9 protein-coding genes and 2 pseudogenes are annotated in these 10,487 nt (G+C 69.2%); 3 read left to right on the top strand and 8 right to left on the bottom strand.

The genetic code is table 11. From position 1 onward, the window contains the following. Nucleotides 1–126 precede the first annotated feature (126 nt). On the bottom strand, nt 127–717 hold the full coding sequence (locus ACFXBC_RS30285) for a hypothetical protein (protein WP_385031534.1): 591 nt from the start codon (nt 715–717) through the stop codon (nt 127–129). A gap of 544 nt (nt 718–1,261) precedes the next feature. Here ACFXBC_RS30285 and ACFXBC_RS30280 point away from each other — a divergent pair. Both ACFXBC_RS30280 and ACFXBC_RS30275 read left to right on the top strand, forming a co-directional pair. Beyond that, nucleotides 1,262–2,785, top strand: a complete 1,524-nt coding sequence (locus tag ACFXBC_RS30280; RefSeq protein ID WP_385031531.1) for a glutamate--cysteine ligase — start codon at nt 1,262–1,264, stop codon at nt 2,783–2,785. Nucleotides 2,786–3,051: 266 nt separating this feature from the next. Further along, nucleotides 3,052–3,831 (top strand): CPBP family intramembrane glutamic endopeptidase, encoded by a 780-nt coding sequence (locus ACFXBC_RS30275; protein ID WP_385031528.1) that lies wholly within the window; start codon nt 3,052–3,054, stop codon nt 3,829–3,831. A 135-nt stretch (nt 3,832–3,966) separates the two neighbouring features. On the opposite strand, the gene ACFXBC_RS30270 is transcribed toward ACFXBC_RS30275, so the two are convergent. The 7 genes and pseudogenes from ACFXBC_RS30270 to ACFXBC_RS30240 all read right to left on the bottom strand — a co-directional run bounded on the left by ACFXBC_RS30270 (nt 3,967) and on the right by ACFXBC_RS30240 (nt 9,500). After that, nucleotides 3,967–4,773 (bottom strand): PhzF family phenazine biosynthesis protein, encoded by an 807-nt coding sequence (locus ACFXBC_RS30270; RefSeq protein ID WP_385031525.1) that lies wholly within the window; start codon nt 4,771–4,773, stop codon nt 3,967–3,969. A 276-nt stretch (nt 4,774–5,049) separates the two neighbouring features. Then, nucleotides 5,050–5,364 (bottom strand): annotated as a pseudogene (locus ACFXBC_RS30265) (DinB family protein); the annotation flags it as partial. A gap of 91 nt (nt 5,365–5,455) precedes the next feature. Continuing rightward, nucleotides 5,456–6,307 (bottom strand): class I SAM-dependent methyltransferase, encoded by an 852-nt coding sequence (locus ACFXBC_RS30260; protein WP_385031522.1) that lies wholly within the window; start codon nt 6,305–6,307, stop codon nt 5,456–5,458. Nucleotides 6,308–6,316: 9 nt separating this feature from the next. Next, the gene (locus tag ACFXBC_RS30255; protein ID WP_385031519.1) at nt 6,317–6,553 is read right to left on the bottom strand and encodes a hypothetical protein; all 237 of its coding nucleotides are present in this window, start codon (nt 6,551–6,553) and stop codon (nt 6,317–6,319) included. Beyond that, nucleotides 6,550–7,251, bottom strand: a pseudogene (locus ACFXBC_RS30250) (TniB family NTP-binding protein); the annotation flags it as partial. The gene ACFXBC_RS30255 and the pseudogene ACFXBC_RS30250, both read right to left, overlap by 4 nt. Before the next feature lie 716 nt (nt 7,252–7,967). Then, nucleotides 7,968–8,768, bottom strand: coding sequence for a phosphotransferase (locus ACFXBC_RS30245; RefSeq protein ID WP_385031516.1), 801 nt, complete (start codon nt 8,766–8,768; stop codon nt 7,968–7,970). A gap of 57 nt (nt 8,769–8,825) precedes the next feature. Further along, nucleotides 8,826–9,500 carry a formylglycine-generating enzyme family protein gene (locus tag ACFXBC_RS30240; protein ID WP_385031513.1) on the bottom strand — a complete coding sequence of 225 codons (675 nt, stop codon included), beginning with the start codon at nt 9,498–9,500 and terminating at the stop codon, nt 8,826–8,828. A 252-nt stretch (nt 9,501–9,752) separates the two neighbouring features. Here ACFXBC_RS30240 and ACFXBC_RS30235 point away from each other — a divergent pair, with 252 nt between their 5' ends. Beyond that, on the top strand, nt 9,753–10,349 hold the full coding sequence (locus ACFXBC_RS30235) for a PadR family transcriptional regulator (protein ID WP_385031510.1): 597 nt from the start codon (nt 9,753–9,755) through the stop codon (nt 10,347–10,349). Nucleotides 10,350–10,487 lie beyond the last annotated feature (138 nt).

Genomic DNA, 10,487 nt, shown 5'->3' with positions numbered 1-10,487 from the left:
TCAAATTTGCCTCCCGTCGGGGGTGGTTGGGGCGGCCCCCCTCGGGCTATGGGCGGGGGGCCCCGGCCGCCCCCCCCCCCCCCCCCCCGGGGGGGCCGGGGGCCCCGCGGGGGTGGTGCGGGGCCGTCAGGCCGGCGAGCCGAGCAGTGGGGGAGCCAGCCGCATCGTCATCACCGGCAGCAGTTCCGACACCCGGTGCGGGCGGTGTGCGGCGATGCCGGGCGGCGCCGGTGCGAGAGGCACCAGCAGATCGGTGGGGGCCGGCATCGTGCCGGAGACCGAGGCGTCGGCACCGGTGTCACCGTGCAGCCACAGCGTCAGCATGTAGAGCTCGGGCACGGACAGCAGCCTCGGCTGGAACGGGGTGTCCAGTGCTTCGGCCTGGCGCAGGGCGGTGCCGGTGGCGGTGGCGTACGGGCCCTCGAAGAAGTGCGAGAAGGTCCAGCCGTCGGCGGTGAGCTTGGTGTCCGCCGCGGCCACGGCGCGATCGCCGCTGCGGATCAGGAAACGCCAGCCGGTGAGCCGGGTGCGCGGGGTGCCGCCGCTCGGCATGATCTGGTCCAGGACATGGACGGGTAGGGGGAGTTCGGGGGTCAGCGGCCCCGCGGCCGATCGGAGAGCAGGGGTCCGGGCCTCGCGTACGGCAGTGGGGGAGCCGAGTGCCGCGAGGACGCTGCGCAGGGCCGGCGCGGGGGCCGGAGGGACATACAGCGGCATGATGAGGTCGCCTCTCACTTCGGAGACACGTTGATGCGTGGGCGGTGCGGACGGCACTGTCAGCAGGCAGGGGCGGAGGGGGGCCGTGGGGCATGGAGGGGTATCGCACTCTCCGGGGGCCGGGGCGCCAACTCTCCGCCTCGTTTGCGGAGTTTATACGACATGTGTTCACACAGGGTTTCAGCTAGCCGATGCCGATATTGCAAACAAGTCGGTATTCGGTCTTTCTTTTGCGGAGAATATCCTGATTTAACGTAGCTGTATCCCTGTGGCCTTGCGGTTCACCGTATGAACGGTCGGCCGAAAATGATCGGTCGTTTTCACCGCGTTCACAGATCTTCACAGGCTTCACATGCTGCACGGGGCGGGAAACTGCTCCAGGCTTCATGCCTGGTGAATGTGCCATACGTCAATTTCTGGTCACCCTACTCGCTCGCGACCCGGATTGAGGGAGTTACGGATCACGAGGTGTGGGCAGGGTGTGGGCATTGTCGACCGGACCCGGGCGGCCGCAGCGGCCGTACACGTATGGAGGGGTGCATCCATGGGCGAGAAGCTGGAGGCGGACGGGTTCGATCCGTCGGGGCGGCAGCGGTACCGGAGAAAGCTTCAGCAGTGTCTTGAGGTGCTGGAGCGACTGCTGGAGGAGAAGAGGTTCGACCGCCCCAGGAATCTCATGGGGATGGAGATCGAACTCAATCTCGCGGGCGCCGACGGCCTGCCCAGGATGATGAATGCGGAGGTCCTCGAACGGATAGCCAGCCGTGATTTCCAGATGGAACTCGGGATGTTCAATCTCGAAGTGAACATTGTTCCGCACCGGTTGGGAGGCCGTGTCTTCGACCAGCTGGCCGAGGAGCTCCGGACCGGTCTCGCATACGCCCACCGGAAAGCGGCCGAAGTCGACGCCGGGATCGTGATGACCGGAATCCTGCCGACGCTCGGTCCGGAGGATCTCGTCGGGGCGAACCTCTCGTCGGCCGACCGCTACACCCTGCTCAACGAGCAGATGCGCGCGGCCCGCGGGGAGGACTTCGACCTCGACATCACCGGCGTGGAACACCTGGCCTGCACCTCTTCCTCGATCGTGCCCGAAGCGGCCTGTACGTCGGTGCAGTTGCACCTCCAGGTCACCCCGGCGCGGTTCGCCGATGTGTGGAACGCGGCGCAGGCCGTCGCCGGCGCGCAGGTCGCGATCGGCGCCAACTCGCCCTTCCTGTTCGGCAAGGAGCTGTGGCGGGAGTCCCGGCCGCCGCTCTTCCTCCAGGCCACCGATGTGCGCCCGCCCGAACTCAGAGCGCAGGGGGTGCGGCCGCGCACCTGGTTCGGCGAGCGCTGGATCGGCTCGGCGTACGACCTCTTCGAGGAGAACCTCCGGTACTTTCCGCCGCTGCTGCCGCGCTGCGACGACGAGGACCCGCAGCGGGTCTTCGACGACGGCGGGGCGCCGGGGCTTCAGGAGCTCGTCCTGCACAACGGGACCGTCTACCGCTGGAACCGTCCGGTCTACGACGTGACCGACGGCGTACCGCATCTGCGGGTCGAGAACCGGGTGCTGCCCGCCGGGCCGACCGTCACGGATGTGCTGGCCAACGCGGCCTTCTACTACGGGCTGGTGCGGGCGCTCGCCGACGAGGCGCGCCCGGTGTGGAAGCGGCTGCCCTTCGAGGCCGCGGCACGCAACTTCGATGCGGGCTGCCGGTACGGGATCGAGGCCCGGCTTGAGTGGCCGGCCGCCGGGCGCTCCGGCGGCGTCGTCTCGGTGCCCGCGGTACGGCTCGTCAGGGAGGAGCTGCTGCCGCTGGCCGCCGCGGGTCTCGACGCGTGGGGGGTCGAGGCCGCGGACCGCGACCACTTTCTGGGCGTCATCGAGGAGCGGTGCAGGCGCCGGACGAACGGTGCCTCCTGGCAGGTGGACACCTTCCACCGGGCGCTGGAGACCGGGCTCGGGCGGCGCGAGGCGCTGGCGCTGACGACCCGGCGGTACGCCGAGCTGATGGCGGCCGGCGAGCCGGTGCACGCCTGGCCGGAGGGCATACCGGCGACGGTGGCGGGCCGCGGCCTGTGACGTGGTGGCCGGGCCTGGTTGCCGGTGTCCCGGGACCATCGGGCAAGCTGTGATGTCTGCGGTGGTGCTCCTCCTCTGAAGCGTGGACCGTGAGCCGTGCACAAGGAGCGTGCGGCGGGAGACGGGGGAGAGTGCCATCGAATCGGAGCCCTCCCCCGGCCTGTCGTGCATGATCTTCGTACCGCCATTCGAGACCCTGGTGGCACGGTGCGGGGACGAGGCGCGATGGCCGACTGGAGGCAGGTGTGCAGGCGGAGGGCGAGCGCGTGGCTGAGTTTGTTCCCACAGAGGGGGTGTCGCAGCGGTTTCTGCGGTCCGAGACGGTGCTGGTACTGGCACTCTCGCTCGGCGCGAGCGGCGTTTCGGCGCTGATCAGCTTTGTCGGGGCGCTCACGAAACCAGGAGGCCTCAAGCACCAGGCCGCCAATCTCAACAGCTCCTACGCGCCGGGCCGGCCGTGGCTGGACCTCGCCTGGCAGCTCTTCGGGATCGCGACGGCCCTGGTGCCGGTCGCGCTGGTGGTCCATCTGCTGCTGCGGGAAGGGTCGGGCCTGCGGGCTATCGGCTTCGACCGCACGCGGCTCCGGGGTGATCTCGGCCGCGGAGTGCTCATCGCGGCGGGCATCGGCAGTGTCGGGCTCGCCTTCTACCTGGGCGCGCGGGCCACCGGCTTCAATCTGACGGTGGTGCCGGAGTCGCTGCCCGACGTGTGGTGGAAGATCCCGGTGCTGATCCTCTCCGCGGTGCAGAACGCCGTACTGGAGGAAGTCATCGTCGTCGGCTATCTGCTGCGCCGACTGGGGCAGTTCGGGTGGGCCCCGCTCGCCGCCCTCGCCGCGAGCGCGGTGCTGCGCGGCTCGTACCACCTCTACCAGGGCATCGGCGGGTTCCTCGGAAACGTGGCGATGGGTGTGGTGTTCGTGCTGCTCTACCGGCGCTGGGGGCGGGTCGGGCCCCTGGTCGTCGCGCACTCGCTGCTCGACATCGGGGCGTTCGTCGGTTACGCACTGCTCGCCGGCAAGGTGGGGTGGCTGCCCACCGGGTGAGGGCGGGCCGCTGGGGCTGGGGTGTGACGGCTGCCGAGTGGGGGACGTACGAGTGTGTCCGTACGTCCCCTCCGGCGTTGCCGGGGCGTCGCTCTCCGCGCTGATCGCCGCTTCGGCCTCCCCCCCCGTGGGCCCTCAGACGTGCAGCTCGCCGTCGACGACGGTGACCGCGCTGCCGGTGAGCAGGGTCCGGTCGCCGCGCAGTGACGTACGTACGAGACCGGTGCGGGCCGACGCCTGGAGGCCCGTCAGCTCGTCGCGGCCCAGCCGGGCGGACCAGAACGGGGCCAGTGCGGTGTGGGCGCTGCCGGTCACCGGGTCCTCGTCGATGCCGACGCCGGGGAAGAAGCAGCGTGACACATAGTCGTAACCGGATGACGTGGTGTCCGCGACCGCGGTCGCGATGATGCCTCGACGCGAGTGGGTCTCCAGCGCGGAGAAGTCCGGTGCAAGGGAGCGGACCGTCCGCTCGTCGGCGACCTCGACGAGCAGGTCCCCGATGTGCGACGCGGTGTCCCACACCCCGGCGACCGGTGCGCCCAGCGCTTCGCGGAGGCCGGGCGGAACGGCTTCGGCGGTGAGCGGGGATGTGGGGAAGTCGAGGGTGATCGCGCCGTCCTCGCGGGCCGTCGCGGTGAGCGGCCCGCATCGTGCGGTGAAACGGAGGGGGCCCTTCGCGGCGCCGGTGCTGTGCAGGACGTGGGCGGTCGCCAGGGTGGCATGGCCGCACATGTCGACCTCGGTGACCGGGGTGAACCAGCGCAGCGCCCAGTCGGCCCCGCCACCGGGCAGCGGGTGGGCGAAGGCGGTCTCGGAGAGGTTCATCTCGGCGGCGACGTTCTGGAGCCAGTCGTCGTCCGGGAAGGAGTCGAGGAGCAGCACCCCGGCCGGGTTGCCGGCGAAGGGGCGGTCGGTGAAGGCGTCGACGATTCGAATGCGCATAGGACAGACGGTAGGTGCTCCACCACTGACCTGTTCGAGGACCTGCTAACAGAAGAGAAACCGCAAGCGCTACTCCGCCGGCCAGTGGCGCCGGGAACGCTGCCGGATCGGCAGGAAGATCATGCGGATGTGTATCGGGCAGTGGCGTCCTCCCGGCTCGTCGGCCTGCCGACGAGCCGCCTACCTCGATCGGCAACAGCGACGCATGGCGGCAGCAACCATGGAGCGTCACGGAGTCCACATGGTTTCCGGAGCTCGATCGCCGGTTACCGAGAGTCATGTCCGGTGCGGTGCGGCTCCGTCCTGCCGGCGGTAGAGGTCGCGCAGCAGGGAAATCTCGGCGCCGTGATGGATCAGCTCCCTGTTGACGTGCAGGACCCTGTTCTCCATGGGATACCGCTCAGGGCCCACCGTGGGCGGATTGTCCAGTTCGACGTCCGAGAGCTCGCGGACCCCCGCGTTCCATCTCCCGTACATCTCATCGAGCTGTTTCAGCGCCTCGTCAGCGGTCCCCGCGTAGGCGAATGTCCGGGAGTCGACGTCCTGGCTGCCGAAGTACCACCCGACCCGATGGCCCAGGCACGAGACGATCGATCAACACCTACTGAAACGGGTCATCAGCAGTGTCCTGTGACAGTGCACTTTGACCGATTGCCACTGAAGCTTGACCGCCTGGAGCGCTTTACCGGCGGACCGCCGAAATCAGTCCGCCGGGCCGTTCCTCGCGCTGTGGCGGGGTACTGATCGGGCGGCCGTAGGCGGCAGCGCGCTCGCGCAGGGTGTGGCTGTCGGCCTCCCAGCCGTGCCCGGCCAGCCAGCCCACCGGGTCGTCGGGCATCTCCGAGACCCACATGGACGCCGCCGATCCCGGCACGGCATCCGCGCCGAAGCGCTCGATCACGCCGCGCGAGCCCAACGTCAGCCCCATCCGACTGCCTGCCGCCGACTGCGCGCTGATCCGGGCCAGCAGCAGTTCTACCGCGTCTTCGGGGAGATAGATCAGCAGTCCCTCGGCGATCCACATGGTCGGCACCGCCGGGTGGTGCCCTGCGGCGGCCAGCGCGGCTGGCCAGTCCTCACGCAGATCCACCGCTACGGTGATCCGCTCGCAGCGTGCGAAGGCCCGTTCCTGGCGCAGCACCGAAGCCTTGAAGTCCAGTGGCGCGGCGGTGTCGACCTCGAACAGCCGGGTGCCCTCCGGCCAGTTGATCCGGAAAGCCCGGCTGTCCATGCCGGCGCCGAGCAGCACGACCTGCCGGACCCCAGCCGCGGAGGACTGCCGCAACAGGTCGTCGAGGAACTTCGTCCTGATGACGATGGAGAACGACACGGCCAGTCGGCGGCGGCGCGCGGCCTCGTCATCGGGCAGTGGCGGCGAGGAGGGCCATAGGCCGCCGGCGGTTGCGAAAGCTTGTGCCAGTGGGTCGCGGAACAGCGCGTTCTCCCGCTCGGTCTCCAGCGCTCGCACGCGGGCCACCCCCACCGCCGTGGCCCACACTCCCGACGGCTGCACCCGCTTCTGCTCATCAGTCACCGTGCCAGCCTAGGCGGAGGCCAACTGCGCCTTCCGCTGCCGGTATGCCTTCTGGCGGCCGGTCGCGGCGGCCAGCCGTGTCCAGTTGGGAAGACCGAGATGCTCGGGCGGTTCGCAGAGGTAGGTCCGTAGATAGCGGGGCGGAAGATGGCTGGCGTGGGCCAGGCGGACGACGAAGGACCGGATGCCCTCACCGGCCCGGGGCCGGACCTCGAAGGGCAGGACGCGGACGTTCTCGGGGGTCATCGGGAGGACCTGGGCCCGCGGAAATGAGGCGATTCGGCGGCGACGTCCAGTGGGACGGCCTTCAGCCCGGCTGTGGTGATCTTCTCGGTGCCGTTGAAGATCGCGTCGATCGCGGCTCCGCGGATCTGGTGGGAGAGGGCGCCGATCATGCCGCCGGTGCGGTCGTGCAGGTAGCGGTCCAGTCTCGCCAGGGTGCTGGGCCGGTGCCGCCGCAGGGCGAGAGTCTTCTCCATGGTGGCGACCAGACCCCGCCACTCACTGTTGTCAGGGAGGGGACGGGTGGGGATCAGCGTGAAACGGCCCGCGATCTGGGCTCCACGGGTTCCGGTCAGCAGGCTGCCGTGCCTGATGTCGATGCCCGCGTCGATGAATGTCGCGGGGATCCGCTCGGAGAAGTACTTGAGAGCGTCGGCGACTTCGGCGCCATGCCGGGTGGTGAGCGAGATGTTGTGGAGTTCGTTGACCAGGATCATGCCGGTGCGGGCGTCGGTGCAGACTCCGACGACGGACTCGATGAGGTCGGTGATGTTCATGCGGGCCATCACCGGCAGCCCGAGGAAACGGGCGAACTCGGCCGCGATCATGCGGGGTGTCGCGGCGGGCGGGACGGTGATGTAGATGACCGGTTTGCGGTCGCCGGCGGTGGGGTGCCGGGCCCGGTCCAGCAGTTCGTAGGACAGACCGAGCTGGGTGATCGAACCCCGCCGGATATGCGGAAAACTGATGAGGATGCAGATCGGACAGCGCCGCCCACTCTGCTCATCGGCCTGTCGGCGGACCGCTTACCTCGAACGACAGCAACGCCACCACCAGACCGCTGAGATGCCCTCGAACCCGGAGGGCGACTCACCGCAGGCCTGCCCGATCTGCGAAGGCCCGCTGACACCGAGCACCACGAAGAGCCGACGACGCACGTGCTCGCAACGCTGCCGCCAGTCCGCCTACCGCTGGAGAACAACACCACCGCGTCCCCCGGTTCGCACACCACCCCAACCCCGGGCCGCCGCACGGACATCCGCCCGGACCTGCGAATTCTGCGGGGAACCACTTCCTCCCGGCCCTGGACAGTCACGACGCCGCACATGCTCAGCCCGATGTCGGCAAAAAGCCCGCCGCTGGCGCACCCATCCATCCGAAGAACCCCGCACTCGACAGACAGTCCCAGCGTCCCCGAACCCCAACCCACCGCCCGGACCCGCAGCTTCACCCACCACGGTCTGGGCGAGGTCTGCCGCCCTCGCCCAGACCCGCAACGAGTCCCTGGAATCGTCACCCTGCACAGTCTGTTCGGGCCCCCTGCCCGAAGGACACAGCAGGTCACAGCGCCGGACATGCTCCCAGCGTTGCCGTCAGAAGGCATACCGCCAATGCAAGGCGATGTTCTTGTGAGTCTGTCCTCGAACGTCCAGTCCGGTCAGTTCAGCAGGGCAGCTGTGAACGTCTGACGGTGGTCCACCAGCCAGGTCTGCATGCGGTCCCAGCGTTCCCATCCCCCACGCTCGGCCAACGCCCTGAGATAGACGAGGTCTCCGTCGGCCACGCGGCGGGCGACGAATGCCCGGCAGACCTCCGTGGCCTGCTCGATGACGCCGGGCAATTCGGCGCGGTCCCCCGCCGAGAGGCCGTAGCCGTCGGCAAGAATCCGCAACCGTGCGGCCGCATCCAACCCGGGGGGATAGTGAGCGGCCGCGGACCCGGGATCGAGCATGGGCACCCAATAGCGGGCGGTCATGGCGAGGTCCCAGAGGGCACGGCCCGGGGCCGCCGAGTCGAAATCGATCAGGGCCGCGGCACGACCTTCGCAGAAGACGACGTTCTCCGGGCACACATCGTTGTGGCACAACATCGTTCCCCCCTCCGGGTCGGCCAGGTCCCGCGGCCACTCGGCACGGGTATCGACCGCGACGGCCGCGCTGGTCTCATGCAGACGCCGCAGCAGGCTCCCCACCGATTCGAGGGCAGAACTCGTCATCGCCCAGTCCGGGAACGGCGGCAGAGCCACGTCGCCAGGGATGAAAGTCAGCTGCTCACGGCCATCCGCGGTGAGACCGACCGGGGCCGGCGCCGCGTCGAAGCCGTGCTCCTTCAGCGCAAGGAGATAAGCATGCAGGGCGCGCGCGTTGCGCGGTGCCGGTCGCTCCACCAACTCCCCCCGGCGGAAGACCGCCCCCGCGTTCACCATGCCACCGGTCAGCGCCCCGTCTTCAGCCGTCATGAGGATCACGCTATCGCCAGACCGACTCAGCGCGGGCCGGGCTGCACACGACGTGGATCAGCTCACGACGGAGCGTGCGACGCGGAATCCCACGTCGTCGACCTGGAACGTCGGGTGGCTGCGGCGCCGCGCGGAGGCCCGGCAACTCCAGTGCTCGTCGAACCAACCACCGCCTCGGAGCACGCGGTAGGCGCCGTAGACCTCGGCGTCGTAGACGTCCCAGCACCAGTCCCAGACGTTGCCGAGCATGTCGTAAAGCCCCCACGAGTTGGGGCGTTTGCCGCCCACCTCGTGGATGCGCTCCTGCGAGTTGCCGCGGTACCAGCCGATCTCGTCGAGATCCCCGTAGCGGGGCCCGCTCGTCCCGGCACGGCAGGCGTGCTCCCACTCGGCTTCGGTCGGCAGTCGATACCCGTCGGCGGACACGTCCCATTCGATGTCTTCGGCCTCGGCACGGAAGTGGTACGCGGGCGTGAGGCCGGCGCACTGGGACAGGGCGTTGCAGAACCGCGCCGCGTCCCACCAGGAGACGCACTCGACGGGCAGTTGGTCCTCAGGAGTGGTACTCGGCCGCTGGCCTGTGATCTGTGCGTACAACGCCTGCGTGACCGGGAATGCCGCGAGCTGGTAGGGCTCAAGCTCGACCGACCAGCTGCGTTGCGTCCGCCGGTCCGACAGCGTCACCTGACCCGGCGGGATGGCGATCATCTCGTTCCCCATCCTCACGTCCATGATCAGGAGATCCTAACGAGACCTGCCAGTGCGAAACGACAGAACCACCAACGGTTGTCCTTGGCTGACACGAATCTGCAAGTCGTCATCCTTCACTGACACAGGTAGCCGTCGATCGTCCTTCAGTGGCAATCGATCAACGCTCACTGGCACAGGTCATCCACCATCACGGCGCAGGTGTTTGCCAAACGAACAGTACCGATATATCGTTGACGCATCGCGACAGATCAACGATGGAAGGAAGTGAGCGCGATGCGTTCCCATGGAGCTGGACACGGACATGGACACGGCGGCCCCGGCCGTCACGGCGGTGGTGACTTCGAGGAGCGCCGAGGTGCCTTCGGGCCGTTCGGGCCGCCCTTCGGCGGGCCGTTCGGTGGGCGCGGCGGGAGGGGCGGACCCCGGGGGAGGGCGCGCCGCGGTGATGTGCGTGCGTCGATTCTGGCGCTGCTCAAGGACCGCCCGATGCACGGCTACGAGATGATCCAGGAGATCGGCGAGCGCAGCGGCGGGGCCTGGCGTCCCAGCCCCGGCTCGGTCTATCCGACCCTTCAGCTGCTGGAGGACGAGGGTCTTATCGTCAGCGAGAGCGAGGGCGGCAAAAAGCTGTTCACGCTCACCGAGCCCGGACGTACGGCCGCCGACGAGGGGCCGGATGCGCCCTGGGAGGAGGCCGGGCGGGGCGGTGACTGGGAGACGGTGAACGAGATCCGGCAGGCCGGGTTCGGTCTGATGGAGGCGTTCGGCCAGGTCTGGCGGACCGGTACCCCGGAGCAGCGCAAGAAGGCCATGGCCGTGATCGGTGAATCCCGGAAGAAGCTCTATCTGATTCTGGCCGATGAGGACTGAAGACATCCCTGCGGCCGGAGTGGCGGGGGGGGGGGGGCGCGGGGGGGGGGGGCGGGGGGGCGGGGGGGGGGGGGGGGCGCGGTCCCGGCCCCGCGCGCCCGCGCGCCACAAGCCCCAGACCGCGCGGCCAGAGGCACT

The sequence above is a fragment of the Streptomyces sp. NPDC059398 genome (assembly GCF_042751845.1).
Taxonomy (GTDB): Bacteria; Actinomycetota; Actinomycetes; order Streptomycetales; family Streptomycetaceae; genus Streptomyces.
The sequence above is the reverse complement of the archived record's forward strand: the minus strand, read 5'-3'. Positions and strand labels throughout refer to the sequence as shown.

Excerpts from the sequence above, each read along its gene's own strand:
- ACFXBC_RS30285 (WP_385031534.1), bottom strand. The coding sequence starts at position 717 with ATGCCGCTGTATGTCCCTCCGGCCCCCGCGCCGGCCCTGCGCAGCGTC.
- ACFXBC_RS30245 (WP_385031516.1), bottom strand. The coding sequence starts at position 8,768 with ATGACGGCTGAAGACGGGGCGCTGACCGGTGGCATGGTGAACGCGGGG.
- ACFXBC_RS30240 (WP_385031513.1), bottom strand. The coding sequence starts at position 9,500 with ATGGACGTGAGGATGGGGAACGAGATGATCGCCATCCCGCCGGGTCAG.
- ACFXBC_RS30280 (WP_385031531.1), top strand. The coding sequence starts at position 1,262 with ATGGGCGAGAAGCTGGAGGCGGACGGGTTCGATCCGTCGGGGCGGCAG.
- ACFXBC_RS30270 (WP_385031525.1), bottom strand. The coding sequence starts at position 4,773 with ATGCGCATTCGAATCGTCGACGCCTTCACCGACCGCCCCTTCGCCGGC.
- ACFXBC_RS30255 (WP_385031519.1), bottom strand. The coding sequence starts at position 6,553 with ATGACCCCCGAGAACGTCCGCGTCCTGCCCTTCGAGGTCCGGCCCCGG.
- ACFXBC_RS30235 (WP_385031510.1), top strand. The coding sequence starts at position 9,753 with ATGCGTTCCCATGGAGCTGGACACGGACATGGACACGGCGGCCCCGGC.